Consider the following 26,086-nt stretch of genomic DNA (forward strand, 5'->3'; position numbering starts at 1 on the left):
CCGGTGTGGTCGGCAGCGCCGGAATCGACGGAATCACAGGCACATTCGGCACGTTGTAGGTGGACGTGGGCGCGTCGAGGTAGTGGTAGTTGTTCCGATTCGCCGAGCTGCTGCTGTTGCTGCTGCCGAACGCGATGAACGCGATGACCAGGATCGGGATGAACGCGCCGATGATCACCGGTCGCTGCCACAGCGGGCGGCCCGGATCCATCGGCAGCGACGGCGCACCCGGAATCGGCGGCGGCAGCTGGGCCAGGCGCGCGCGATTGATCAGATTCGACAGCAGCGTGAAGGGATTCGCGAGGATCGCCGAGAACGGTCCCCACCAGCCCTGCACCAGGCTGTCACCGGTCATCTGCCGGAAGGAGGCGAGTCCGCATTCGCGGCAGAAGGGCCCCGGCAGCTTGCGGAACTGCATCAGCACGATCATGCCGCGGTGCGCGCGGAAGTCGAGATCGATCGCGGGAGTGGCGCCGCAATAGCGGCAGTACACGCCATTGGCCTGCGAGAATTGCGGCGGCACGGGCGCGGGCTGCCCCGGCATGGGCACGGATTGCGTTGCGCCAAATGGCGATTCGGGCGTGGACAAGCTGAAAAATCCCCCTGGGTGAAGCTGGAAACCGACGTATTGAAACACACCGGCGCGACAACCGCGGATTCCAGCCCGAACCCCCGCCCAGGATGTGGGATTACGGTAGCGGCTGATCGTCGCGGATCATCTGGTAGTTCACCGTGGTGCCCTCGACATTGGTGGTCTTGGCGGTGACGCCCCAGCGGGTGCCGTCGGCCTCGGTCACCACGCAGCGGATGCTCGCGCCGGTGGCGCCGCGCAGCAGGCCGTTGCAGGTGCTGGACTGCGGGGGCGTGCCGACCTGCTCCTGATAGAAGTTCGCGACCTTGGCGGCGACATCGTCGGGTGCGACGAAGGCGTCGGTGAGGTTCAGGTCGTAGTAGACGTCCTTGCCGTCGACCTTGGTGACCTTGGCGGTGACGGCCCAGGCCTGCCCGTCGGCGGCGGTGGCGGTACAGGTCTGGGTGGCGTCCACCTTGGCGGGCAGACTGCCGTCGCAGGACGTGCTCTTGGCGTCCTCGTGCGACTGGTCTTTGTAGAAGCTCGAAACCTTGGCTTGAACGTCGCTCTTGCTGACCGAACCGGTGCTCGACGAGGAGCAGGACACGGCGATGAGCGGCGTACACGCCAGAACCAGGGCGGTTGTCAGTTTTCTCATGGACAACTGTATGCGCGGCTCGGTTCCGAAAATTTGCCCGTACGCCGGATTTGGGGGCTGATTAGGGACATTGACGGTGGTCCGGTCCGCGACGGCTCGCGGGCCGGACCACCGACGTCGGTCAGTGCACGCGGGTGCGCCACTCCTCGAGCTGCGGCGATTCGTCGCCGATGGTGGTGGATTCGCCGTGGCCGGTGTGCACCAGGGTCTCCGGCGGGAGGGTGAGCAGGCGGTCGGCGATCGAGGCGACGATGGTGCCGTAATCGGAGTAGGACCGACCGGTCGCTCCGGGGCCGCCGTGGAACAGGGTGTCGCCGGTGAAGACCGCACCCAGATCGGGGGAGTAGAAGCAGACCGCGCCCGGCGCGTGGCCCGGCGTGTGCAGCACGTGCAGCTCGGTCCCGCCGACCTCGATGACCTGCTTGTCCGACAGCTCCCCGTCCGGGCTGACCTCCGGATGGGTGTGCCGCCACAACACGATGTCCTCGGGGTGCATGAGCACGGGAGCGCCTGTCGCCCTGGACAATTCGGGTGCCACCCGGATGTGGTCGTCGTGCGCGTGGGTGACCAGGATGGCCTTCACGGCGCGGCTGCCGATGGTATCGAGAATGACCTCGACATTGTGCGGGGCGTCGATGACCACGCACTCCAGATCGTCGCCCACCACCCAGACATTGTTGTCGACATCGAAGGTCTCGTTGTCGAGGCTGAAGGTGCCGACGGTGACGGCATGATCGATGTGCGCCATCAGAACACCACCACCGATCGCAGCACATCACCGTGATGCATCTTGGTGAACGAGGCCTCGACCTCGTCGAGCGCGATGGTCTCCGAGACGAAGGCGTCCAGATCCAGCCGGCCCTGCTTGTAGAGCTCGATCAGGTACGGGAAGTCGCGCGAGGGCAGGCAGTCGCCGTACCACGAGGACTTCAAGGAGCCGCCGCGCGAGAAGAAGTCGATGAGCGGCATCTCGAGCTTCATATCCGGCGTCGGCACGCCGACCAGCACCACGGTGCCCGCCAGATCGCGTGCGTAGAAGGCCTGCTTCCAGGTCTCCGGACGGCCCACCGCGTCGATCACCACGTCCGCGCCGAAGCTGTCGGTGAGCTCCTGAACCCGTTCCACCGCATCCTCTTTCGCGGCGTTCACGATGTGGGTGGCCCCGAATCCGGTGGCCCACTCCAGCTTCCGCTCATCGATGTCGACGGCGATGATGGTGGTCGCACCCGCCAGCTTCGCGCCCGCGATGGCCGCGTTGCCGACACCGCCGCAACCGATCACCGCGACCGAATCCCCGCGGCTCACACCGCCGGTATTGATGGCCGCGCCCAGGCCCGCCATCACACCGCAGCCCAGCAGGCCCGCGGCGGCGGGGGAGACGCTCGGATCGACCTTGGTGCACTGCCCGGCGTGGACCAGGGTCTTCTCGGCGAACGCGCCGATGCCCAGCGCCGGGGTGAGCGGGGTGCCGTCGGTGAGCGTCATCGGCTGTGCCGCATTGAAAGTGGAGAAGCAGTACCAGGGCTTGCCCTTGCGACAGGCGCGACAGGAGCCGCAGACTGCCCGCCAGTTGAGGATGACGAAATCCCCGGGCTCCACATCGGTGACGCCCTCGCCCACCGATTCCACGATGCCCGCGGCCTCGTGCCCGAGTAGGAAGGGGAATTCGTCGTTGATGCCGCCCTCACGGTAGTGCAGATCGGTGTGGCAGACCCCGCAGGCCTGCACCTTCACCACCGCTTCACCCGGACCCGGGTCCGGGATGACGATGTCGGTGACTTCCACCGGAGCGTTCTTGGAGCGTGCGATGACGCCGCGCACAATTTGGGACAACGAAATTCCTTCCTGGCTAACCGCAATGCCAACGACTATGGCATCCGAATAGGTCCACGTCATCTATTACCCGGGGTCACCGGTAACGAATCCGCTTGTGGGGTATCACAAGAGGGCTTGCGCCGCGGCCTCGGAGATGGTCGCGGCGACCATGCCGAGCGCGGGGGAGTCCAGCTTCCACTGCTGCCAGTAGAGCGGAACGTCGATGAAGACGTTTTCGTCCAGGGGGACCAGGTTGTCCTCCGGCCGCATCATGATGTCGGGAATCATCCCCCAGCCCATGCCCGCTCGCACCGCGTCGTTGAAACCGGCCGAGGAGGGGATGTAATGGCGGGGCGGGTCCACGGGCTTGCGGGTGTAGTGGCGCATGAGACGAAACTGCAGGTCGTCCTTGCGATCGAAGAGGATCACAGGCGCGTGCGCGAACGATTTCGCGTTCGCGCCGTCCGGAAACCAGGCGCGCGCGAATTCCGGTGCGGCCATGGGGCGATAGCGCATCGCGCCGAGGCGGTGGACGGTGCAGCCCTGGACCGGGGCGGCGGTGGAGGTGATGGCCGCCATAACGGTGCCGTCGCGCAGCAGTCGGGTGGTGTGTTCTTCGTCCTCGCGATGGACCTCGAAGCAGACTCCCTTCGCGGCGCGGCCGAGCGCGTCGATCACCCAGGTCTGCAGTGAATCGGCATTGACGGCAATGGGAATCACCACCGGGCGGTCGGTGGGCTGATGCACGTCACCTAGTTCGCGGGCGGTATCGCTGGTGAGCAGCTGGATCTGCCGGGCCAGACGCAGGACGGTGAGCCCGGATTCGGTGGGCTGCACCGGCTTGGTTCGCTGGACGAGAATGCGCCCGGCCGAGTCCTCCAGCGCCTTGATGCGCTGGCTGATTGCCGAGGGCGTGACCGAGAGTTTGCGCGCGGCGGCGTCGAAAGTGCCCTCACTGATGACGGCATCGAGCGCTCGCAGTTGGTCCAGCTGTAGGTCCATATTAAGAAATCGTAATGGTGCCTCAGAATCTTTAGCTGGCCTGGTCCTGGACGTCCGTCCTAACTTTGATCCGTGAACGCATCATCGGCGGCCCTGGCGGCCATCTCAGGACTCGGCTTCGGACTCTCCCTCATCGTGGCGATCGGCGCGCAGAACGCCTTCGTCCTGCGACAAGGCATTCGAGGCGAACACGTCCTGCCGGTGGTAGCGGTCTGCATCGCCTCCGACGTCATCCTCATGACCCTCGGCGTCACCGGCTTCGGCGCGATCATGGACTCCGCCCCGATGCTCATGACCATCGCCAAGTACGCGGGCGCGGCGTTCCTCCTGGGCTACGCGTTCCTCGCCGCCAAGCGAGCCTTCTCCGCCTCCGGCCTCTCGACCCCGGGCGGCGCACCGATCGCCCTGGGCGCGGCCATCGCCACCTGCCTGGCAGTCACCTGGCTGAACCCACACGCCTACCTCGATACCGTCGTCCTGCTCGGCTCCTTCGCCAACACCTACGCCACCCCCGACCGCTGGTTCCTCACCGCCGGTGCCATCGCGGGCAGCCTGATCTGGTTCATCTCGCTCGGCTTCGGTGCTCGGCTGCTGGCTCCGGTATTCGCGAAACCGAAGGCATGGAAAATCCTGGATTCCGTTATCGCGCTTATTATGACGGGGCTGGCGGTCGGTTTGCTGGTTAGCTGAATTGTAATTCGCGGTTGAATATTTGAAAACCCTTATATCACTTAGCAATTCGGTTCGAAAGGATGATCGAGTAGCGTAGAATAGTGTCATGACCAGCGGTGAAGGGATTCTCGACAACGGCACGATCGCCGACGCGATCGCGCTGCTGTCGCAGATCACCGACACGCTGCTCATCAATTCGTTCGGCGGGTTCTCCGATGACGAATTCGTCGAGTTCATGCAGGAATTCGAAACCCGCAAGCGTGCCATGGCCGCCATCGACCACCGCATCGTCGGTGAGGTGCGTCAGCGCAATCTGCCGGAGAAGGCCGGGTGGAAGAAGCACACCGGCAAATACCTCGAGCAGGTATTGCGTTTGGGGCATGCCGAGGCCGGTGCCCGCGTGAACGCCGCCGACCAGCTCGGGCAGCGTCAGGTAGCCGGACAGATCCTCGAGCCGAACCTGGCGTGGGTCGCGGTCGCTCAGGAACAGGGCTTGGTGTCGCCGGATCACGCGCGCCGGATCGTGAAGATCATGGGCCGCATCCCCGGCAAGACCCACCCGGAACTCGTGGGCAAGGCGGAAATGGAGTTGGCGCACTTCGCCACCCGCTCCACCCCCGATGATCTGCCGAAGATCGGGGACCGGATCCTGGGCTACCTCGACCCCGACGGCTCGCTCACCCGTGAAGACGACCGCCAAGCCCGCCGTGGGTTCATCCTCGGTAAGCAGGGTGTGGACGGAATGAGCGACGTCTCCGGCCAGCTGACCCCGGCCGCGCGGGCGCTGCTGGATGCCGTCTTCGCCGACCTCGCCCAACCGGGCATGTGCAACCCCGACGACCCGCAGAGTCCCCAGCGCGCCAAGGGAATCGGTGCCGAGGAGCTGAAGGCGGCCGCGCGCCGTGACACCCGTTCGACCGCGCAGCGCCAGCACGACGCGTTGATTGCGTTGCTGCGTCCGGAGATGGGCCCGGCCAACCTCGGCCAGCACCGTGGCCTGCCCGTGTCGACGATCATCACCATGAGCCTGGCCGAGGTCGAGGCGGCTGCCGGTGTGGCGACCACCGCCTCCGGTGGCACGGTGCCGATGGAAGAAGCGCTGCAGTTGGCGCAGCAGTCGCGCCCGTTCCTGGCGATCTTCGACCACGCCGGTCGCCCTTTGCATTTCGGTCACTCCAAGGCCCACCGGCTCGCCAACGCCGATCAGCGGCGGGCGTTGATCGCGACCGAGCGGGGCTGCACCCGCCCCGGCTGCGACGCCCCCGCCACCCTCTGCGCAGTCCACCACGTCACCGACTGGGCCAAGGGCGGACCCACCGACATCGAAAACCTCACCCTCGCCTGCGATTCCTGCCACTCCCTCATCGGGGAAGGCCCGGACAAGTGGAAAACGGTGGTCATGCCACCGGAATCCGAACACGCCGGGCGGATCGGCTGGATCGCGCCTGCCTCCATCGACCCCTCCCAGACCCCGCAGGTGAACGACCGTCACCATGCCGGGGAGCTGAAAGCCGCCTCCCTCACCGGGATTCGGCAACGGACGCGCAAGCGCCCGGCGGTCCGGTGCGGGTTACGTCCCTAATTCCCGTGGCAGCCTCACCAACAGGTGGGGCCCCGTGGGCTGCTTCCGAAACCGGCTGCTCGTGTGAGGCTGGCGTGCGCAAAGCACGGGGAAGCGTGGTCACCTCGCCTGCCCTACCGGACTTGGGCTGACGCCAGGTTGGGAGCCGTCACCCACCGATCCCAGCTCACGGACTGCACGCATCACCTACCGAGACAACAGAACAAGAACCAAGATCCAAAGCCTCCGGGGTCGATAACCAGCGCTCATTGACAACTCCACAGGGTTCCCAAGCCCCCCGCCAGCCCTCTCCCGCCCCTCCTGTTCGCCGAGCGGCACATCCTGGAGGGCCTTTGTCCGGTTCCTCCCTAATCCCGCCTCCAAAATGTGCCGCTCGATGACAGGAACCGGGCGAATCGGACACGCGCCGGGCGTCTTTGAGTGTTCTACCCCGGGCCGCTGCGCGCCCGAGCCTCGAGGGGGCTGGTGCCGCCACCAGGGTGCCCAACCCAGCCCCTTCCCCACCCTTCCTCCTGGCGTCTTTTGTCTTTTGGCTCTTGTTCTTTTGGGTTGTTGGTCTTTGGGTTCTTGTTCTTCACCCCTGTCACGTTCCAGGTATCCCGTTGTCGCAGCGGGGAACCGTGGTCAGCGGGACCAATACCGGTCAGGACGGGAACTTCCAGGCTCCGATGGGGTTGTTCGAGTTCGCGCCGTCGGTCGGCATGCAGTAGATGGCTCGGCCGCTCGAGGATTGGGCCACTACATCCTTCTTGAGGTTGCAGGCCTGGCCGGGATCGTGCTTGCCGGTGGTCACGGTGCCGGGGTTGAGCCATACGAAGCTCGGTGCGGTGGTGTCGGCCTGGCGGGTGCAAACCAGTTGGGTGCCGGATGCGGCGGTGGCGAAGGTGCCCGCTTCGTTGGCATTGCAGGGGGCTCCGGAGCTGGGCTTGGAATTCGGACGCCAGTGCGGGCTGGATTCTCCGGCCGTGTTGCAGGTCAGGATCATGCCGTCGGCGGCGACAGCGGTTTGGCCCGGTTGGTCGCAGCTGCCGGCATTCGTGGCGGTGACCGTCGTCGTCGTTGTCGTGGGGGCGGTGGTGGTCGTCGTTTTCGGGGTTGTGGAAGGGCTCGAGGTACCGGGATCGGGGGTGATGACCGTATAGGGCGTGGTGGTGGCCGGGTTCGCGGGCGTGAGGACGACCCTCGGCGTCGACGCGTCGCCCGCGCTGTTCGGGGCGGCGTTCCAGCCGCCGTGCCCGGAGAGCAGCAGGCCGCCGATGGCGAGCACGGCGATCGCGATCGTCGCGCTCAGTCCGATGATGGCGTATTTGGTCGCCTGGGAACTCTTTCCGCCGCGCCCATCCGGCCCGGATAGGTACTCATCCCCGACCGCTTCGAACACCTCGGTGGGCTGGTTCCATAGCTCGTCGTTCGGTCGATAGCCCGGTGGTATCGAATTGCCGTTCATCCCAATAGCTCTCGTTCGGTGGTCCCGCTGTGATCACCGGGCACGAGGAGAATAAAACGGGATTCGTTCAGACGGTAGCCGAAGTTTCAGCGGCGGATGTCGGCGAGGTGAACGGGCTTGCCCTGATGGCGCGAAAGCTCGCAGGCCTCGGCGATGTAGAAGGCCTCCAGGGCGTCGGCGGGCGGGCACGGGTTGGCCACCTTGCCGCTGATCACGCCCAGGAAGGTGGCGAGTTCCTCGGTGTAGGCGTTGTGGAATCGGTCCATGAAGCCGGGGTAGGCGGGCAGGGTCGAGGGCGGGTAGCCGGGTTCGACCGAGTGCAGGGGTGCGCGGTCGTCGAGGCCGACGATGGCATTGCCCGCCGAACCCAGCACCTCCAGGCGCACGTCGTAGCCCGCGCCGTTGTAGCGGGTCAGGGAGACCGTGGCCAGGCAGCCGTCGTCGAGTCGGAGGATGACCGCGGCGGTGTCGACATCGCCTGCGTCGGCGAAGAACTGCTCACCCCGGTTCGCGCCGGTGGCGTAGACCTCGACCACCTCGCGGCCGGTGACCCAGCGGATGATGTCGAAATCGTGGACGCCGCAATCGCGGAACAGGCCGCCCGAGCGCGGAATGTATTCGGCGGGCGGGGGTGCGGGGTCGAGGGTGGTGGCGCGCAGGGTGTGGATCCAGCCGAGGTCGCCGGCGGCGATGGCGGCTCGGGCGGCCCGGTAGCCCGCGTCGAAGCGGCGTTGGAAGCCGATCTGTACGGGGACTTCCGAGCGCTCGACGTGCTCGACCACCCGCAGGGTGCCGAGAATGTCTGCGGCGATGGGCTTTTCGCAGAAGACCGGGATGCCGCGGTCGACGGCGGCGGTGATGAGCGCCGGATGCGAATCGGTGGCGGTGGTGACGACCAGGCCGTCGAGACCGGCGGTGAGCAGGGCCTCGATATCGGTCGCGAAATCGACCTCGAGCTTGTCGGCGGTGGCGCGGGCGCGTTCGGTGTCGACATCGGTGACGATGACCGTGCCAACGCCGGGAAGGGATTTCAGGGTTTCGGCGTGGGAGGTGCCGATCCGGCCGGTCCCGGCCAGGCCCACAGTGATCGGGGCTGAGTCCCTCAAAGACATCGTTTGACTCCTGTCAGTCGTGGGGTGCGGCGGTGGTGGAACGAACCACCAGCGAGGGCTCCAAGCGCTTGCGCAGCGGTTCGGTGCGCTCCTCGCGCAGCCGCTCGTGCAGCGCCTGAACGGCCAACTGGCCGATGCGTTTCCGCGGTTGATCGATGGTGGTGAGGGCGACGTGCCGCAGCGCCGCCAGCGAGGTGTTGTCGTAGCCGACGACCGAAACGTCCTCGGGCACACGCAGACCCGCCTCTTCGAGCGCTGCCATCGCGCCCACGGCGTTGAAATCGTTGCCGCACACCAGTGCGGTGGGAAAGGTGGTGGGGGAGAAGATGTTCAGCAGCTTGCGGACCGCCGCGGCACCGGCCTCGTCGGTGTGCTCGCTGGCGATCACCATGGGCTCGAGGCCGTAACGGGTCATGGCGGCGGTGTAGCCCTTGCGTCGCGGTGGTGCCGCGAAGGCCGCGCCGCCGTCCAGGTGCACGATGCGCCGATGACCAAGGGCCACAAGATGATCCACCGCGAGCGCGGCGCCGAGCTCGCCGTCGTCATTGACGGTGTCGACCGCCGGACTGGTCGAGGTGCGCGACACCAGCACGATCGGGCAGCGCGTCGCCGCATCGCGAATCGCTGAGGCGGGCAGCACCGGCGACAGCAGGATGATGCCTCCGGGCCGAAACGCCAGCAGGCTCTCCAGTGCCGTGCGCTCCCGGCTCGCACTGCGCCGCCCGGTATTGAGGATGAGTTCGAGCCCGGCCTCCTGCGCCGCCTCGTCCATGCCCTCGATGACATCGGCGAAGAACGGATTGCGCAGGTCCGACACCATGACGCCGACGATGTTGGAGGTTCGGCTGGCCAGCGAGCGCGCCATGGCGTGCGGCTGGTAGCCGAGTTCGGCGGCCGCGGCCAGCACCGCGCGGCGGCGATGGTCACTCACCTTCGGCGAATTGCGCATGACCAGGGAGACCAGCGCCCGGGAGACGCCCGCCCTGGCGGCGACGTCCTCCATGGTCGGTCGGGTCATGTGCTCGCCTCCGGGCTCGGTTCGGTGTGTGTCGCACGCTACAGCGTTGCTACGTGCGACGGCAATAGAGCGCTCTAATCGGATATTTGGGACGCGCCGCAGGGCCTTCATTTCCCCTGGAAGGCGGCGTTTTCCGTGATGACACACCAGTTTTCGGTGCATGCGGGACTCTTGACACCAGAGTGAGCCAGGTTACATTGTTGGAGCGCTCCAACGTTGGAGTCCATACGACGGGTCTGGGAAGTGCCGATGACCGAATCGATCCATCCACTGCGTATTGCCGCCGCGCCGATCTCCTGGGGAGTCTGCGAAGTTCCGGGTTGGGGCCATGTCCTCGAACCGGCCACGGTCCTCGACGAAATGGCGGGCCTCGGGCTCGCCGCGACCGAGTTCGGGCCACCCGGGTACCTACCGGACGACCCGGTCGAGCTGTCGAAGTGCCTGAGCACCTACGGGATTGCGCCCCTCGGCGGGTTCCTCGCCCTGGCATTGCACAGTGAACCGCGCCGGGCCCTGGCCACCGCCCGTGAGACGGCCGCGCTGTTCGCCGCCGCAGGTGCCGAGATCCTGGTGCTCGCCGCGGCGACGGGGCAGGACGGGTACGACACCCGCACCCCGCTCACCGATCACGAATGGCGGACCCTGATCGACACCGCCGCCTCGGTCGGCGATATCGCCGCCGAACACGGCCTGCGCGTGGCCCTGCACCCGCATGTCGGCACCCATGTCGAGACGGCCGCCGAGGTGGATCGCTTCCTCGCCGATTCCGACCTCGACCTGTGCCTGGACACCGGCCACCTACTCATCGGCGGCACCGACCCCGTCGAGCTGGCCCGCCGGCACGGCGACCGCATCGGCCACATCCATCTCAAGGATGTCCGCGCCGAACTGGCCGCCGAAGTACGCGGCGGCAGCCTCGAATACAGCGAGGCCGTGCGCCGCGGGCTCTATGTCCCGCTCGGCACCGGCGACGTCGATATCGCCGCCCTGGTCCGCGAGGTGCACGCCGCCGGATACCGCGGCTGGTACGTGATCGAGCAGGACACCGCGCTCCGTCCCGGCGACTCCGCCGAGCGATCCACCGCGGATGCCCGAGAAAGTCTGCGACACCTGGCCGAGATCGCCGCCGGTCTCGCCTCGGCTCGGATTTAGTGGGGAGGTGAAGACGACGATGTCCGCGAATCCTCGCTCGCGCCGCCCACGCTGGCTGCGCTTGTTGCCCTGGCTGGCCACCGCGGCCGTGCTCGCCGCGTGCAGTGGCCCGGGCGCCGATGTCACCGGACCCTCGCAGGCCCCGGCCGCGGTGGGCACCCTGAAATCGGTGGCCGTGGTGACCCACGGGTCGCCGGGTGACGCCTTCTGGAATGTGGTGAAGAACGGTGCGGAGGCCGCCGGAAAGGATCTCGGGGTCCGGGTCGAGTACAACTCCTCGGGCGATCCCACCCAGCAGGCCAAGCTCATCGACAATGCCGTGGCGCAGGGCGTCGACGGGCTGGTGGTGTCCATGGCCAATCCGGACGCGCTGAAGCCCTCGGTCGAAAAGGCCGTCGCCGCGGGCATTCCCGTGGTGACCATCAACTCCGGTGAGGCCGAGAGCGTGAAGTTCGGCGCCATCGGCCACGTCGGCCAGAGTGAGCGCCTGGCCGGTGAGGCCGCCGGGAAGCGCCTCGCCGACTCCGGAAAACACAAGATGCTGTGCGTGATCCACGAGGCCGGGAATGTCGGCGCGAACGAGCGCTGTGCCGGCGCCACCCAGGGCTTCGGCACCGCGACCACGCTGCAGGTCGATATCAACAACCCGACCGACGTGCAGTCCCGCATCAAGGGCGCGCTGGAGGCCGACCGTTCCATCGACGCCGTGCTGACTCTGAATTCGCAGATCGCGGCCCGCGCGGTGGACGCGGTGAAGGAGTCCGCCGCCAAGGCCACCATCGCCACCTTCGACCTGAATTCCGATGTGGTGAGCGCGATCCGGGCCGGATCGCTGTTGTTCGCGGTGGATCAGCAGCAGTACGAGCAGGGCTATCTGCCGGTGGTCATGCTGCAGCTGTACAAGACGAACCTGAACACCGTGGGTGGCGGGCATCCGGTGCAGACCGGACCCGCGTTCGTGGACAAATCCAATGTCGATGCCATTGCCGCGCTCGTCGGCCAGGGCACACGGTGAGCGGGCCGGGAGTGAATGACATGACTGCTACGACAACGACAACCGACCCGGCACCGGCCGCACCGCCGCCGGACCGGCTCGCCATTCTCAACCGCCTCGTCGCCCGCCCCGAGGTGGGGGCACTGCTCGGCGCGGTGGTGGTGTTCGTCTTCTTCAGCTTCGTCACCACCAAATTCCTGAAACCGCTGGGCATTTCGACCTGGCTGGACGACGCCTCGACGCTGGGCATCATGGCGGTGGCGGTGGCGCTGCTCATGATCGGTGGGGAGTTCGACCTGTCCACCGGCGTGATGACGGCCTCCACGGCCCTCATCACGGGCCTGCTCGCGGTGCACGCGGGCTGGAATGTGTGGTTGGGGCTGGCGGTTTCGCTGGTCTTCGCGCTCACGGTAGGCGCCCTCAACGGCTGGGTGGTGATGCGCACCGGCCTGCCGAGCTTCATCGTCACCCTCGGCACCTTCCTCGCCCTGCAGGGCCTGAATCTCGGTGTGACCCGCTGGGCCACCGGCACCGTGCAGGTCTCGGGCGTGCGCTCCGCCGACGGATATCAGTCCGCCGGTTGGGTTTTCGCCTCCACCACCAAGATCGGCGGCGCCACCATCCAGGCGTCGGTGGTGTGGTGGATCGTGGTGACCGCCGTCGCGGCGATCGTGCTGGTGCGCACCCGGCTGGGCAACTGGATCTTCGCGGTCGGCGGTTCGCTGCCCACCGCGCGTGCGGTGGGCGTGCCCGCCAATCGCACCAAGATCCTGCTGTTCATGACCACCGCGTTCGCGGGCTGGATCGTGGGCGCGTGCAATCTACTGCGCTTCGCCAGCGTGCAGGCCAATCAGGGTGTGGGACTGGAGTTCCAGTACATCATCGCCGCGGTCATCGGCGGCTGCCTGCTCACCGGCGGCTTCGGGTCGGTGGTCGGCGCGGCCATCGGGGCGCTCATCTTCGGCATGGCGCGGCAGGGAATCGTGCTGGCGGGCTGGAACAGCGACTGGTTCATGCTGTTCCTGGGCGTGCTGCTGTTCTCGGCCGTACTGGTCAACAACGCATTCAAGAAGCGGGCGGAAAGGGTACGCCGATGAGTGAACAATCCGGGGTGCCGTTGATCGAAACGATCGGCATCGGAAAGAGTTACGGCGGCGTGGTGGCGCTGCGGGACGTGTCCACGGTGGTCAACGCCGGTGAGGTCACCTGCGTGCTGGGCGACAACGGCGCGGGCAAGTCCACGCTGATCAAGATCCTGGCGGGCGTGCACCAGCACGACAGCGGCGAGCTGCGGATCGAGGGCGAATCCCTGCGATTGTCCTCGCCCCGTGCGGCTTTGGATCTCGGCATCGCCACGGTGTATCAAGATCTGGCGGTGGTGCCGTTGATGAGCGTGTGGCGGAACTTCGTGCTCGGCTCCGAACCGGTGAAACGCTACGGCCCGCTCGAGCTGCTGGACCGCAAGCAGGCGCAGGAGATCGCGCGAAAGGGCCTGGCGGACATGGGGATCGACATCCCCGATCTGGAGCAGCCGGTGGGCACGCTCTCGGGCGGTCAGCGTCAATGCGTGGCCATCGCGCGGGCGGTGCACTACGGGGCCAAGGTGCTCATCCTCGATGAGCCGACCGCGGCCCTGGGCGTGAAGCAGGCCGGTGTGGTGCTGCGCTATGTCGTGCAGGCCCGCGATCGCGGACTCGGCGTCGTGCTGATCACCCACAACCCGCATCACGCCTACCCCGTCGGCGACCGGTTCCTGCTGCTCAAGCGCGGCGCGATGCTCGGCAGCTACGAGAAGGATCAGATCGACCTGACCGAGCTGACCCGGCAGATGTCCGGCGGCGCGGAACTCGAAGCGCTGCAACATGAATTGGAGCGGGTGGTCCAGTGACCGAACTGGAGGTGTTGACGATCGGCCGGGTCGGCGTCGACCTCTATCCGGAGCAGAGCGGTGTGTCGCTCGCCGAGGTGAAATCCTTCGCGAAATTCCTCGGCGGGACGGCCACCAATGTGGCGGTGGCGGCGGCGCGGCTGGGTCGCCGCGCTGCGGTCCTCACCAAGGTGGGGCCGGACGGGTTCGGGGATTACGTGCGGGATGCGCTGGAGGGGTTCGGGGTTTCCGCACAATATGTGGGCACGGCCCCGAATCTGCAGACGCCCGTGGTGTTCTGCGAGCTGAAGCCGCCCGCGGATCCGCCGCTGGTGTTCTATCGCGCGCCCATCGCACCGGATCTCACGCTGACCGAGGATGAGATCCCTTGGGATGTCGTGGATTCCGTGCCGCTGCTGTGGGTGACGGGCACCGGCGTGAGCGCCGAGCCCGGCCGCACCACCCAGCGGGCGATTCTGGAACGCCGTGCCCGGCGCGGCCACACCGTGCTGGATCTGGACTACCGCCCCATGTTCTGGCCCGACGTCGACACCGCGCGCGCCGAGATCGGCTGGATGGTCGATCACGTGAATGTGGTGGTGGGCAACCGCGCCGAGGTCCAGGTGGCCGTCGGCACCGCCGATCCGGACGAGGCCGCCGACCGCCTGCTGGCCCGCGGCGTCCGCCTCGCCGTGGTCAAGCGCGGTGCGGAGGGCGTGCTCATCGCCACCGAGTCCGAGCGCTGGACCGTGCCGCCATGCCCCGTCGAGGTGCTGTGCGGGCTGGGTGCGGGCGACGGCTTCGGCGGCGCACTCATCCACGGCCTGCTGTCCGGCTGGGACCCGCACCGCATGGCCAGCTACGCCAATGCCGCCGGCGCGCTGGTGGCGTCCCGCCTGGCCTGCGCCGACGCCATGCCGACCGATGCCGAGATCGAGGAGATGCTGTGCACCTGACCGACGCGCGCTGGTACGACCTGCTACGTACCCGCGCCACGGACCCCGAGGCCGTGCGGCGGGCCTACGCCGACCGGCGGCGACGGCCGAACCTGTTGTCCGACACCGGAACCCTGTTCCTGGTGGCCGCCGACCATCCAGCCCGCGGGGCGCTCGGGGTCGGCGCGGACCGCACGGCCATGGCCGACCGGCGCACGCTGCTCGAGCGGCTGCTCATCGCCCTGGCGGACCCGGCCGTCGACGGCGTGCTCGGCTCCCCGGACATCGTCGAGGAGCTGCTGCTCCTGGACGCCGTCCACGACAAGATCGTCATCGGCTCGATGAATCGCGGTGGTCTCGCGGGCGCGGACTGGGAGATCGACGACCGGTTCACCGGCTACGACGCCGAATCCATCGCGAAGTACCGCCTCGACGGCGGCAAAATGCTGCTGCGGCTGGTGGATTCGGATCCCGGCACCATCCCGACCTTGGAGGCCTGCGCCCGCGCGGTCTCCGGGCTGGCCGAACACGGGCTGATGGCAATGGTCGAACCGCTGCCCTACGCCCGCGACGCCTCCGGCGCGCTGACCATGCACAAGGACTCCGCCTCCCTGCAACGCGCCATCACCGTCGCCTCGGGGCTGGGCGTGACCTCGGCCTACACCTGGCTGAAAATCCCTGCCCCCGACGATGTCTCGGTCCTGGACGCCACCACCCTGCCCGTCGTCATCCTGGGCGGTGCGCCCTCCGGAGACCCGGAATCAGATTTGAGGTCCTGGGGCTCGGCCCTGCGCCACGATGTCGCGCGTGGCCTGGTCGTCGGCCGCAGCCTCCTCTACCCGCCCGACGGCGATGTCGCGGGCGCGGTCCGGGCGGCGGCCCAGGTGCTGGAGGCGGCGAGATGAAGGATCTGCACCGGCCGCACGGAACACTGAGCAGCGCAGGCGATCCGGTCTCACTGACTCCCGAGGACGCGGGGTGGTCGTACACCGGGCTGCGGGTGTTGCGGCTCGGGCCGGGGGAGCGGCGCGTGGTGAACACCGGGGAGTTCGAGGCATTCGTCCTGCCGCTGGCCGGTTCGTGCACGGTGCGAGTGGATGGACAAGTATTCGAACTCGCAGGCAGGGATTCGGTTTTCACGCGGGTCACGGATTTCGCGTACGTGCCGCGAGACGCCGAGGTGGAGCTGTCCACGGTCGGCGGTATCGAAGTGGCGCTGCCCATGGCACGCTGCGCGAATCGCCTGGCACCGAAATACGGTCCGGCCGACCAGGTTCCGGTCGAGGTGCGGGGCTCCGGCCAGGCGACCCGTCAGGTGACGAATTTCGGGACCCCGGGAGTCTGGGATCACGCCGACAAGCTCAACGCGTGCGAACTCATTACCCCGGACGGGAATTGGTCCTCCTACCCGCCGCACAAGCACGACGAGGCGTCCGAGTGCGAGGTCGTCAACGAGGAGATCTACTACTTCCGCATTGCCGGTCGCGACGGAATCACCCCGGACCGTGAGGGATTCGGCATGCACCGCACCTACACCGCCGACGGGTCGCTCGACGAGAACGTGGCGGTCCGCGACGGCGACGTCTTCCTCGTCCCGCACGGCTACCACGGCCCCTGCATCGCCGCCCCCGGCTACCCCATGTACTACCTGAACGTTCTGGCCGGACCAGCGCCGGAGCGATCCATGGCCTTCTGCGACGATCCCGCCCACACCTGGGTGCGGGAGGCGTGGGCGCGGGAGCCGCTGGATCCGCGCTGCCCGGTCACCTCCCATGAAGGACGGCTCCGATGAAGTGCACGACCGCGCAAGCGCTGGTCGCCTGGTTGATCGCCCAGCGGTCACAGACCCTCGACGGGCGCGAAGTGCCGCTGTTCCCAGCGGTTTTCGGGATCTTCGGGCACGGCAATGTGCTCGGGCTGGGGACCGCGCTGGCCGAGCGGCGCGAGGAGATCCCGGTATGGCGCGGGCACACCGAGGAAGGAATGGCACTGGCGGCCGTCGGACTGGCGAAGGCCACGCAGCGGCGGCAGGTCGGCATCGCCACCTCCTCGATCGGCCCCGGCGCTTTGAACATGGTGACCGCCGCCGGTGTGGCGCACGCGAATCGGCTGCCGCTGCTCCTGCTGCCGGGCGACACCTTCGTCAGCCGCGCCCCGGATCCGGTGCTGCAGCAGGTCGAGCACTTCGGCGATCCGACCATAACGGTCAACGATGCGTTCCGGCCGGTGAGCCGGTACTTCGACCGCATCACCCGGCCCGAGCAACTCCTCGCGACCCTGCCGCAGATGGCGCGCGTGCTGACCGATCCCGCCGACGCCGGGCCCGTGGTTCTCGCACTGCCCCAGGATGTTCAGGCCGAGGTGTACGACTTCCCGGACGCCCTGTTCGAACCCGTCGTACACCACGTCCCGCGCCCGCGACCCGATCGGCGGTCGGTCGCCGAGGCCGCCCGGGTGCTCCGGCAGGCCCGCCGCCCGCTGCTCGTTCTGGGTGGGGGAGTGCGCTATTCCGGCGCGGGCGAACGTGCCCTCGAATTCGCGCTGCGCCACGGCATCCCGGTTACCGAAACCACAGCCGGACGCACCCTCGTCCCGCACGAGCACGCGCTGTACGCGGGCCCGCTCGGCGTCACCGGCGCGGCCTCGGCGAACACCCTCGCCGCCGAAGCCGACGTGGTACTCGCCGTCGGCACCCGCCTCCAGGACTTCACCACCGCGTCCTGGACCGTCTTCGCCCCGGAAGTCCGGTTGGTCCATATCAATACGGCCCGGTTCGACGCCGTCAAACACGGCGCGCTCGCGCTGACCGGCGACGCCGACGCGACCCTGCACGACCTGGAACCCGAACTCCACGAGTGGCTCACCGACCCCGACTGGACGGCCCGCGCGGCCGCGGTCCGCGCCGACTGGGACGCCCATATCGACAAACTCCGCGCCCCCACCCCCGGCATCCCGAGCTACGCCCAGATCGTCGGCGTGGTCAACGAGCTCAGCGGCTCCTCCGACTATGTCATGACCGCCTCGGGCGGACTCCCCGGCGAACTCGTCGGCGGCTGGCGGGCCGTCGGCGGCGCACCCACCATGGACGTCGAGTACGGCTTCTCCTGCATGGGTTACGAACTCGCCGGCGCCTGGGGCGCGGCCATGGCGCACCCGCAGGGACTGGTCACCACCCTGCTCGGCGACGGCTCCTACCTCATGCTGAACTCCGAGCTGTTCTCCGCCGCCTTCGCCGGGCATCCGCTAGTGGCCGTGGTGTGCGACAACGACGGGTACGCGGTCATCGCGCGCCTGCAGGAGGGCCAGGGCGGGCAGCCGTTCAACAACTTCTACGCCGACTGCCGCACCAACCACGCCGACCCGCCCCGCGTCGACTTCGCCGCCCATGCCCGCGCCCTGGGCTGCTCGGTGTTCACCGCGGGCGAACTCGGCGAGTTCCGCGACGCGTACGCCCGCGCCCGCACCGCCGCCACCGTGGAGCGGCGGCCCGCCGTCGTGGTGGTGCGCACCCGGCCCGCGACCTGGACCGAGGCCGGAGCCTGGTGGGAAGTCGGTGTGCCGCAACACCTCTCGGGGCGGGCCGAATACGACCGCAGCAAATCCGGGCAGCTGCGCTACACCCGGCCGAGTTGATCGCTCCTCGGTTGCGCGGATGATCGTCAATCCGGGCAAACTGCCACTTGGGTGACCGGCGCAGCCGAAGTGTGGCAGACTCGGCGCAAACACAGAATGGCCTTGGTGATCAGCTGTGTTTTGTTTTCGGAGACACAGCTACGGGAGTTTGAAGGTCGCAATGGATCTCAGCGCCATCGAGCGTCAGGTGGCCGCGGACCGCGGAACCGCGCGGGACCGGACACCCGAAGCCGAGCTGGCGCTGGCGACCTCGCTGTGCGAGCTGGCCCGCGCGCTCATGGCCACCAAAAACGACCCGGCGCAGCGCGATCGCTCGCCCTCGGCGCTGGAACCCGCGCAGGAGGCGGTGCTCATCCGGCTGCGCTGGCTCACCGCCGGACACGTCACCGCACCCTTCGCCGCCGAGGTGACCGAGGCGCTGCGGCTGTTCGAGCAGGCCGCCCGCCTGATCGGGCACCGCGAGCTGGCCACCTCCACCATCCGCAATGCCTGTCAGGCGTACCGGCATGTGGCGCAGAACTATCCGCTGGCCGCGGGCGCGTCGGCGGACGCGCTGTCCAAGTGCAGCGTGTGGCTGTGCCGCCTGGATCCCAAGGCCGCCGTGGCCGCGGGCGAGGACGCGGTCCGCATTCGCGCCGGGCTCTTCGCCGCCGATCCGGACCAGGCCAACCGCTACCTGGCCACCCTCAATACGCTGCTGCGCACCCTCATGGTGGGCCGCCAGCGCAAGCAGGCGCTGGCCATGTACCGCGAATGCTACGCGGCTGTCACGTCTCCGGCCATGACGCAGCGGCTGCGCGAAATCCGGGTCGAGGACATGGGTTTCACCAGCAAGACCGTCACCGCGCTGCGCAAGCTGGAATGCGCCACCCTCGAACGCGCGGGCTACCTGACCCAGCAGCAGATCCTCTATCAGACGGCCGGTGACCTGGCCACCATCGAGGAGATCAACTGGCAGCTGGCCTTGGTCGGCCTCAAGCCGATCGCCGCCGGCGCCCTCCCCGATCAGCCCTCCAAGCCGGTCGAGATCAGCACCTCCTTCGGCGCCTTGGCCGTTCGCTGCTCCTCCCGCAATGCCGTCACCCTGGTGCGCGCCGCCATCCTGGCCGCCTATACCGCCGACGACGCCCAGCCGGTCCCCAGCTCCGCATACCTCGGCGTGGACGAAAAGCACTGGAGCACCCCCGAACCCGAGCCGAACCCGTCCGAACGCCTCGGCGAGGACGTCGTCCTCATCGAAAAGGTCTCCGAACACTGGGTCTCGGTGAAGAGCCTGAACTGGGAAGTAGCCCCCGTCGGCCGCCACCCGCTGGCCCTGCGCCTGTCCCAGGAATGGCCGGTCGTCAGCGTCACCACCACCGAGAACATGTCCTACGAACTCTGCTGGTACGAGGGCGGATCCGCGACCCAGTACGCGTCCCTGGGCCTCCCGGCGGCCCAGACCCCCCTCGAAAAGCCCTTGGCCCCCTTGAATTTCAAGGCCCTCTCCGACTACGGCGCCGACTACGCCTCCGAAACCCAGGTCCGCTCGGCCTTCGGCAACACCACCATGTTCACCAAACTCACCTGCCTCCCCGGCAGCGGCATCCGCCAAGCCGCCGAAGCGGGCCCGCTGGCCTCCCACGGAGCCAACATCCTCTACTTCCGCGGCAAGGAGCAGTAGCGGCCGAGCGCCTCAGCGGGCCAAAGCCATCAGGTCCGCACGGGCCGGGCGGCCGGTCACCTGCCGCAGCAGTGGTGAATAGATCAGCGGCGTGGCGAGTTCCACGACGATCATGGCGACATAGAACCAATGCGGCCACCCCACGTACGCGACCGTCAGCAACCGCACCAGCCCGCCGACGAAGAACACCAGCATCAGCAAGTGGATCAGGCCCGCGTGGCGGTCCAGATCCCGTGCCGCCCAGACACACAACGCGCCGTACACGCCGAACAGCACCATCGAGAACCGCAGATCGCCGTCGAGTGTGGCGTTCGGCGTGTTCGCTCCGATGATCGTGCCCGGCCCGATGAGGATGTGCGCCAGCGCGATCGCGATGCAGGCGACGCCGAAAACAATGAGAAACCAACGCAATACGGCCCGCACGACAGCCCCCTTCAACCCGGCCGACCGGGTTAGTAGACGTGTGTCAACTAGCTGGGTGGAGCGTAACTCCACTAGTAGACATGCGTCAACTAGCGTCGATTTGCGGTTATGGTGGTGCGATGCCGCCGCGTCGTCGCCTCACCCCCGAACAGCGCCGCGCCGAACTACTGGACGTAGGCGCGCAGCTCTTCGCCGAACTGCCCTATGACCAGGTGCAGATGGACCAGATCGCCGATCGCGCCGGCATCTCCCGGGCCCTGCTGTACCGCCACTTTCCCAGCAAGAGCGCGATGTTCGCCGCCGTCTACCAGCGTGCCGCCGAGACGCTGCAAGACCGGATCCACCTCGATCCGGCCCTGCCGCTGACCGACCAGGTCGCCTCCGGTCTCGACGCCCACCTGGCGTACTTCGACGCCAACCGGCACACCGTGCTCGCCGCCAACCGCGCCCTCGCCGGCGATCCGGTCGTCCAGGCGATCGTGCTGGGGGATCACACCGCCATGCACGATGAAATGCTCAATGCGCTCGACTCCACCGGTTCCGAGCGCGACGCGATATCCGCGGTGCTGACCTCCTGGCTGATGTTCGTCCACACCCTCTGCCTGGAGTGGCTCGAACACCGATCCCTCACCCGCGACCAAGTCCGATCGACCTGTTTGGGGGCGCTGACCGGAGCGCTTGCCGCACTCCAGGATTCACCGCCGCGCTAGGCGGTTTCGGCGACTCGCGCCGCGACCTCGGCAGCGGTCGCCAGGGCGCTCTCGGCCGCGCCCTCCATGTGGATGGGCCAGTGTGGGCTGCGTTCGGCGGAGGCGAAGAAGACTCGGCCGTGCGGGCGGGCCAGGCGACGGACGCTTGCGCGACACCACCGCCGCCACCTTCGTGGCCTGGCCGTAAGTCACCGCATCATAGGCGGATTGCTCGGGTAGCGGCGGATCGAACTTGATCGTCGCGGTCGTCGGGGTGCAGAGGACGGCGTAGTCCACCTCGACGCTGCTGCCGTCATCGCAGCCGAGCGTGACCCCGGTGTCGTCCTGCTGGACGTGAGTAACGGTGGTGCCCAGGCGAACCGGATCGGGCAGCATCGCGGCCAGGCGTTCGTGGAATGCGCTCATGCCCTCGACGATGCGGAACTGCATGCTGATACCGCCGAGGATGCAGGGTATCGCGCCGCCGACCCCCTCCATGAAATCCCTTACCTGCAAGGCGGATACGTCCTCGAGGTCGGCGCAGAACATGCCCGCCAAGGCTGGATCGAGCATGTCGGTGATGGCCTGGGTCGGACGCGCCGAGTGCAGCCACTCGGCCGCGGAGAGGTTGTCGTCGGACGGGCCGCGGTACATGGTGCGCAGCAACCGCAATGCCGCGATCAGGTCGCGCGGACGCACCGGCGGTATGGCTCGACCCCGCGTACAAACGCGTATTTATTCGGCGGGAGCTATGCGCGGGAAGGTAATTCGAGTCGTTTGCCTACTTCGGCGGTGAGTTCGCGGAATCGGTCCAGTCGCTCGGTGGGCAGGAAGGTGAGGGCGTAGTCGTCACCGTCGGTTTGCAGGGATACCAGGACCGAGCCGGTCGGGTGAGCGTGGTCGGCCACCGCGTCGAGGAATAGTTCGGTGCGGTCCTCGGAAGGCTGATCGGCTGTGCGGGACGCGAATTCCGGATACCACTCCCAGGACATGGCATCGGGACAAGAGGGCAAGCGTCGCAACACATCTCGGATCTCGTCGATGGGCTGGTGGCAGTCGAACTGTGCGATCACGCCGAGTCCGCCGAAGAACGGCTCGCCGAGTGCGGAGAGCAGTCCGCGCCAGGCCTCGCTGCGGTGGGCGTGCAGGGGGCCCTCCAGGCTGTGGCGCACCGAGGCGACCGGCCACGGATGGTGGGGCATGAGCAGGTTCGCGATGGACAGCAGGGTCCGCAGTTCGCCGGTGGCGGGTTCGAAGGGGTGCGGGCGCAGTTCGTCGAGCAGTACCTCGCCGGGGCCGTCGACCCAGCCGCTGGGGAGCACCTCATCCGGCGAGGGCACGGACAACACCTCGCGGAGCACGTCGACCGCCGCGAGCGTGATCGCGCGGCAATCGTCCGCGCCTGGCGCTGCTCCCCGCTGGTCCCAGATTCCGTAATACCAGAGCGGGTGGTCGGAATCGGGTGCTGCCCAGCCCGCTTCCCGCAGCTGCCGCCGCTGCTCGGCGTCGAGCGCGTCGGAGACCTCGGCCCGCAGACCGTCCTGATACTTGAAGAGCTGCACAAAGTTCTGATCGCGCTCGAAGTCGAGAATGAGGACGGTCGCAACCGGGCTGTAGATCAACAGGGCCGCCAGTCCCGAGGCGAATCTGTACCAATCCCGGTCGCTCATCACTATCCGATCCACCCAGCAGTTCAATTCTCGGACAATATGATTGCATTCGGAACGTCTCGTTCGCCAAGTCGCGCGCCACCGCGGGACTCGGATCGAGGGCTCGCGGGCCGTGTCCGCGCGTCTTCTCAGTTCCGATTTCGGTAACAGTGATCCAGCTCACTCATGACCGCTACCCTGTGTTCACCCGGCTGATCGTGTCGCTTCGAGCAAGGGCCTTTCGGGGCGCGCGAAAACGCTGTGGAGAGAAAGGCGTCTCGATCATGAGTAGCACTCCGACCGCGGTACCCCCGGCCGCGGAATTCCCCCCGCCGACGCTGGTCACCGGACTGTGGCAGCGCAAGCTGCCGCACTATCCGGAAACGCCCGCACGATCCTGGTATCTGTTTCTGGTTGTCGTGGTCTCGGTCGCGCTGTACTACCAGCTGTTCGTCTCGGGCGCGGTCGGCAATCAGCTGATCGCCTACTTCCACCTGACCTTCCGGTACTTCGTCGGGATCTTCATCATCGGCGCGGCCTTCGGGGCCGTGGCCTCGGTGATCACCGGTGCGCTGGACCGGTGGGGGCGGGCCAATATCGTCGCGTACGGGACGGTCATCACCTCGCTGCTCACGCTGTTCGCGCAACCGCAGTGCACGTCCAAGGAAGCCTTCCTGGCCGTCTACTGCGCGATCAGCATTGTCGAGGGCGCGGTGCTGGTGGCGACGCCCGCGCTGGTGCGCGACTTCTCGCCGCAGCTGGATCGCGCCTCGGCCATGGGGTTCTGGACGCTGGGCCCGGTGCTCGGCGCACTGGTCACCACCGAGATCTCCACACACACCCTCGACGCCCACCCCGACTGGCAGTACCACTACCGGCTGGCCGGTGTCATCTGCACGGTGATCTCGATCATCGGACTCATCGGGCTGCGTGAGCTCAGCCCCCGGCTGCGCGATCAGATCATGGTGTCGCTGCGCGACAAGGCGCTCATCGAGGCGCGGGCGCGCGGGCTGAATGTCGAAGCACTGGAACGCAATCAGTGGAAGCAGATGATGCACCTCGACATCGTCGGCTCGGCGCTGGCAATCTCGATCTTCCTGGCGTTCTTCTACACCATCGTCTCGTTCCTACCGGTCTATATGGCGACCAACTTCGGCTTCACCGCCGCGCAGGCCAATGCCCTGGGCAACTGGTACTGGATCGCGAGCGCGATCTCGTTGGTGCTCACCGGGATCGTGTCCGACGCGCTGAAGGTGCGCAAGCCGTTCATGGTGTTCGGGGCGATCATCTCCATCATCGGCGGGTTCGTATTCCTCAGCTACACCGACAAACCCGGCACCGACTACTACACCTTCGCGGTGGTCATGAGCTTCACCGCCATCGGCAGCGGCATCGCCTATTCCACGTGGATGGCGAGTTTCACCGAGACGGTGGAGAAGCGGAATCCGGCGGCCACGGCGGTCGGGCTCGCGGTGTGGGGCGGCGTGCTGCGGACCGTGGTGACCTTCGTGCTGCTGGGGCTGCTGTTCGTGGTCACCGCGGCGGGCACGCTGGTGAACTACGGGCCGCGGCTGCAGACCATCAACGCCAAGTACCACGACGAGATCACGACCATTCAGAAGGTCGGCCCGGATACGCTGACGGCGTTGGGCAAGAATCCGAACGACATCGACGCGCAGGTCGCCGCGCTGGTGAAGCTGACCGGTGAATCGGCGGCGAATGTGAAGACCACGGTCCAGCTCAATGCCAAGTACCCGGACGAACTCGCAACCTTGCAGGCGATCGACACCCAGACGTTGGTGAAGCTGCTGACGGATCCGAACGATCAGGCCGCCGGGGCCGCCGCGGTCGGGCAGGTGGCGACGAAGTTCAAGGTCCCGCCGGATCAGGCCATCGCCCGGATCCAGGCCGCACAGAAGGTGCCCGTCGATCAGCTCGCCGTCGCCTCGCAGACCGGACCGTCGCTGACCGCCGCCAGTGCGAAACTCAAGGCTGTCAGCGCCATTCCCGCCGACGATCTGGCCTACCTGTCCGAGCACGGCACCGAGGTGCAACAGGCGCAGGCGGATTCGCCCAAGCAGTGGAAGCGCTGGTGGTGGATCTGCCTGATCGCGCAGATCTGCTTCATCCCGTTCGTGTTCATCATGGCCGGGCACTGGAGCCCGAAGAAGGCGGCCGAGGAGGCGGCACAGCACGACGAGGCCGTGCAGCGTGAGCTGGCAACCCTCGCATAAAGTACAGTTATTGAAGTGAAGAATTCGGTGGCCGCGACCTTCGATCTGCTCGGAGACCGACTGACGCTGACCATCCTGCGCCTGGCCTTCGTCGACCACGCGCGCCGGTTCACCCAGTGGGCCGACCGCACCGCGGCGCCGCCCGCCGTGCTCACCGCGCGGCTGGCGGCGCTCGTCGATGCCGGGGTCATGGAGCGGGTGCCGCGGGCGGGCGCCGATCGCTACGAATACCGGCTCACCGAACTGGGTTTGGCGACCTGGGAGATCCTGGTCTGCGTCTGGTCCTGGCAACGGGAGTGGACGGCCGAATGGGCGCTGCTGCCGGAGTTCACGCATGCCGAGTGCGGGCATCGCGGGCCGCCGACGGTCATGTGCCGGGGGTGTGGGCGTGACGTCACGACGCATGACACTGAGGTGGAACTGGATCGGGATGCCTTGTGGCACCTCACCTCCGGGCGGCGGCGCTCCGGCCGCACCGCCGGGCCCGCGCGGGGTGACGCGCGCTTCGACGAGATCATGGAGGCCATCGGGGACCGGTGGAGCGCGGCGGTCACCGGGCTGGCGCTGGCGGGGGTGCGGCGGTTCTCGGATTTCCGTGCGGCACTGAACATGTCGCCGACCACACTGACCGAGCGGCTGACCCGCCTGGTCGAGGCCGGCATTCTGCATCGGCCCGCGGCGGGCGGGCGCGATTATCGGCTGACGCCGCGCGGGCGAGCGTTGTTCGGGGTCTTCGCGTTTCTGCTGGCGTGGTCGAATCGCGCGCATCCGCAGACGCCGGAGCCCGGATTGCTGATCCGGCACAAGGAATGTGGAGCGGTGCTGGTCCCGGCGTTGCGCTGCCGGGGCTGCGAGGCGGCGCTCGGACGGCGCGATGTCCACTTCGAGCCGCTATCCGCTCCGGCTCTTGACAGCCCTCCCGTGAGACGCGTATCACTTCATTAACTGTAGTGAATTCTGCCGGGTGCAG

The 26,086-nt window shown here is 67.6% G+C and carries 25 protein-coding genes and 1 pseudogene; 14 read left to right on the forward strand and 12 right to left on the reverse strand.

What is annotated here, in order from left to right:
* The 5 genes from ON43_RS36790 to ON43_RS36810 all read right to left on the reverse strand — a co-directional run.
* Positions 1-544 (reverse strand): hypothetical protein (locus ON43_RS36790; protein ID WP_218003472.1); only part of this gene is annotated, 544 nt, incomplete at its 3' end.
* Positions 545-689: 145 nt separating this feature from the next.
* Positions 690-1,229: a DUF4333 domain-containing protein gene (locus ON43_RS36795; RefSeq protein WP_040815197.1), complete on the reverse strand. Its 540-nt coding sequence runs from the start codon at positions 1,227-1,229 to the stop codon at positions 690-692.
* Between the two features lie 121 nt (positions 1,230-1,350).
* Positions 1,351-1,977: an MBL fold metallo-hydrolase gene (locus ON43_RS36800; RefSeq protein ID WP_218003474.1), complete on the reverse strand. Its 627-nt coding sequence runs from the start codon at positions 1,975-1,977 to the stop codon at positions 1,351-1,353.
* Entirely contained in the window at positions 1,977-3,062 is a 1,086-nt protein-coding gene (locus tag ON43_RS36805; protein ID WP_040815200.1) for an S-(hydroxymethyl)mycothiol dehydrogenase, read from the reverse strand. The genes ON43_RS36800 and ON43_RS36805 overlap by 1 nt, the downstream gene beginning before the upstream one ends.
* A gap of 105 nt (positions 3,063-3,167) precedes the next feature.
* Complete coding sequence (locus tag ON43_RS36810) at positions 3,168-4,046, reverse strand: LysR family transcriptional regulator ArgP (RefSeq protein WP_040815202.1); 879 nt, start codon at positions 4,044-4,046, stop codon at positions 3,168-3,170.
* A 72-nt stretch (positions 4,047-4,118) separates the two neighbouring features.
* On the opposite strand from ON43_RS36810, the gene ON43_RS36815 reads away from it, so the two are divergent.
* Positions 4,119-4,736, forward strand: coding sequence for a LysE/ArgO family amino acid transporter (locus tag ON43_RS36815; RefSeq protein WP_174416531.1), 618 nt, complete (start codon positions 4,119-4,121; stop codon positions 4,734-4,736).
* An 88-nt stretch (positions 4,737-4,824) separates the two neighbouring features.
* Positions 4,825-6,300: an HNH endonuclease signature motif containing protein gene (locus ON43_RS36820; RefSeq protein ID WP_051179763.1), complete on the forward strand. Its 1,476-nt coding sequence runs from the start codon at positions 4,825-4,827 to the stop codon at positions 6,298-6,300.
* Positions 6,301-6,943: 643 nt separating this feature from the next.
* On the opposite strand, the gene ON43_RS36825 is transcribed toward ON43_RS36820, so the two are convergent.
* The 3 genes from ON43_RS36825 to ON43_RS36835 all read right to left on the reverse strand — a co-directional run bounded on the left by ON43_RS36825 (position 6,944) and on the right by ON43_RS36835 (position 9,877).
* The gene (locus tag ON43_RS36825; RefSeq protein WP_040815204.1) at positions 6,944-7,747 is read right to left on the reverse strand and encodes a hypothetical protein; all 804 of its coding nucleotides are present in this window, start codon (positions 7,745-7,747) and stop codon (positions 6,944-6,946) included.
* Positions 7,748-7,833: 86 nt separating this feature from the next.
* Positions 7,834-8,859, reverse strand: coding sequence for a Gfo/Idh/MocA family protein (locus tag ON43_RS36830; protein WP_086008101.1), 1,026 nt, complete (start codon positions 8,857-8,859; stop codon positions 7,834-7,836).
* Between the two features lie 13 nt (positions 8,860-8,872).
* Positions 8,873-9,877 (reverse strand): LacI family DNA-binding transcriptional regulator, encoded by a 1,005-nt coding sequence (locus ON43_RS36835; RefSeq protein WP_040815206.1) that lies wholly within the window; start codon positions 9,875-9,877, stop codon positions 8,873-8,875.
* A gap of 249 nt (positions 9,878-10,126) precedes the next feature.
* Here ON43_RS36835 and ON43_RS36840 point away from each other — a divergent pair, with 249 nt between their 5' ends.
* The 9 genes from ON43_RS36840 (at position 10,127) to ON43_RS36880 (ending at position 20,121) form a co-directional block, all read left to right on the forward strand.
* On the forward strand, positions 10,127-11,029 hold the full coding sequence (locus ON43_RS36840) for a TIM barrel protein (protein ID WP_040815208.1): 903 nt from the start codon (positions 10,127-10,129) through the stop codon (positions 11,027-11,029).
* 19 nt (positions 11,030-11,048) lie between these two features.
* On the forward strand, positions 11,049-12,044 hold the full coding sequence (locus ON43_RS36845; RefSeq protein WP_040815210.1) for a sugar ABC transporter substrate-binding protein: 996 nt from the start codon (positions 11,049-11,051) through the stop codon (positions 12,042-12,044).
* A 20-nt stretch (positions 12,045-12,064) separates the two neighbouring features.
* On the forward strand, positions 12,065-13,120 hold the full coding sequence (locus ON43_RS36850; protein ID WP_040815241.1) for an ABC transporter permease: 1,056 nt from the start codon (positions 12,065-12,067) through the stop codon (positions 13,118-13,120).
* Positions 13,117-13,911 carry an ATP-binding cassette domain-containing protein gene (locus tag ON43_RS36855; protein ID WP_174416532.1) on the forward strand — a complete coding sequence of 265 codons (795 nt, stop codon included), beginning with the start codon at positions 13,117-13,119 and terminating at the stop codon, positions 13,909-13,911. Before ON43_RS36850 ends, ON43_RS36855 begins: the two co-directional genes overlap by 4 nt.
* On the forward strand, positions 13,908-14,846 hold the full coding sequence (gene iolC / locus ON43_RS36860; RefSeq protein ID WP_040815213.1) for a 5-dehydro-2-deoxygluconokinase: 939 nt from the start codon (positions 13,908-13,910) through the stop codon (positions 14,844-14,846). Before ON43_RS36855 ends, iolC begins: the two co-directional genes overlap by 4 nt.
* Positions 14,837-15,730, forward strand: a complete 894-nt coding sequence (locus tag ON43_RS36865) for a Cgl0159 family (beta/alpha)8-fold protein (RefSeq protein WP_040815215.1) — start codon at positions 14,837-14,839, stop codon at positions 15,728-15,730. The genes iolC and ON43_RS36865 overlap by 10 nt, the downstream gene beginning before the upstream one ends.
* The gene (gene iolB / locus ON43_RS36870) at positions 15,727-16,617 is read left to right on the forward strand and encodes a 5-deoxy-glucuronate isomerase (protein WP_040815217.1); all 891 of its coding nucleotides are present in this window, start codon (positions 15,727-15,729) and stop codon (positions 16,615-16,617) included. Before ON43_RS36865 ends, iolB begins: the two co-directional genes overlap by 4 nt.
* Positions 16,614-18,458: a 3D-(3,5/4)-trihydroxycyclohexane-1,2-dione acylhydrolase (decyclizing) gene (gene iolD, locus ON43_RS36875; RefSeq protein WP_040815219.1), complete on the forward strand. Its 1,845-nt coding sequence runs from the start codon at positions 16,614-16,616 to the stop codon at positions 18,456-18,458. The genes iolB and iolD overlap by 4 nt, the downstream gene beginning before the upstream one ends.
* 160 nt (positions 18,459-18,618) lie before the next feature.
* The gene (locus ON43_RS36880; protein WP_040815220.1) at positions 18,619-20,121 is read left to right on the forward strand and encodes a hypothetical protein; all 1,503 of its coding nucleotides are present in this window, start codon (positions 18,619-18,621) and stop codon (positions 20,119-20,121) included.
* Between the two features lie 12 nt (positions 20,122-20,133).
* Here ON43_RS36880 and ON43_RS36885 read toward each other — a convergent pair whose 3' ends face one another.
* Positions 20,134-20,544 (reverse strand): DUF4345 domain-containing protein, encoded by a 411-nt coding sequence (locus ON43_RS36885; RefSeq protein ID WP_040815221.1) that lies wholly within the window; start codon positions 20,542-20,544, stop codon positions 20,134-20,136.
* A 119-nt stretch (positions 20,545-20,663) separates the two neighbouring features.
* Between ON43_RS36885 and ON43_RS36890 the strand changes: the two genes are divergently transcribed.
* Positions 20,664-21,254: a TetR/AcrR family transcriptional regulator gene (locus tag ON43_RS36890; RefSeq protein WP_040815222.1), complete on the forward strand. Its 591-nt coding sequence runs from the start codon at positions 20,664-20,666 to the stop codon at positions 21,252-21,254.
* Here ON43_RS36890 and ON43_RS47265 read toward each other — a convergent pair.
* The 3 genes and pseudogenes from ON43_RS47265 to ON43_RS36900 all read right to left on the reverse strand — a co-directional run bounded on the left by ON43_RS47265 (position 21,251) and on the right by ON43_RS36900 (position 22,903).
* The gene (locus tag ON43_RS47265; protein ID WP_373283524.1) at positions 21,251-21,388 is read right to left on the reverse strand and encodes an FAD-dependent oxidoreductase; all 138 of its coding nucleotides are present in this window, start codon (positions 21,386-21,388) and stop codon (positions 21,251-21,253) included. The two genes, ON43_RS36890 and ON43_RS47265, sit on opposite strands and share 4 nt — an antisense overlap.
* Before the next feature lie 22 nt (positions 21,389-21,410).
* A pseudogene (locus ON43_RS36895) lies at positions 21,411-21,887 on the reverse strand (flavin monoamine oxidase family protein); the annotation flags it as partial.
* Between the two features lie 95 nt (positions 21,888-21,982).
* On the reverse strand, positions 21,983-22,903 hold the full coding sequence (locus ON43_RS36900) for a DUF6630 family protein (RefSeq protein ID WP_040815225.1): 921 nt from the start codon (positions 22,901-22,903) through the stop codon (positions 21,983-21,985).
* Between the two features lie 263 nt (positions 22,904-23,166).
* Here ON43_RS36900 and ON43_RS36905 point away from each other — a divergent pair, with 263 nt between their 5' ends.
* Both ON43_RS36905 and ON43_RS36910 read left to right on the forward strand, forming a co-directional pair.
* Complete coding sequence (locus tag ON43_RS36905; protein ID WP_040815227.1) at positions 23,167-25,116, forward strand: MFS transporter; 1,950 nt, start codon at positions 23,167-23,169, stop codon at positions 25,114-25,116.
* A 15-nt stretch (positions 25,117-25,131) separates the two neighbouring features.
* Complete coding sequence (locus tag ON43_RS36910) at positions 25,132-26,061, forward strand: winged helix-turn-helix transcriptional regulator (protein ID WP_245568930.1); 930 nt, start codon at positions 25,132-25,134, stop codon at positions 26,059-26,061.
* The last annotated feature ends 25 nt before the right edge of the window (positions 26,062-26,086 follow it).

The sequence above is a fragment of the Nocardia concava NBRC 100430 genome, from assembly GCF_000308815.1.
GTDB lineage: Bacteria > Actinomycetota > Actinomycetes > Mycobacteriales > Mycobacteriaceae > Nocardia > Nocardia concava.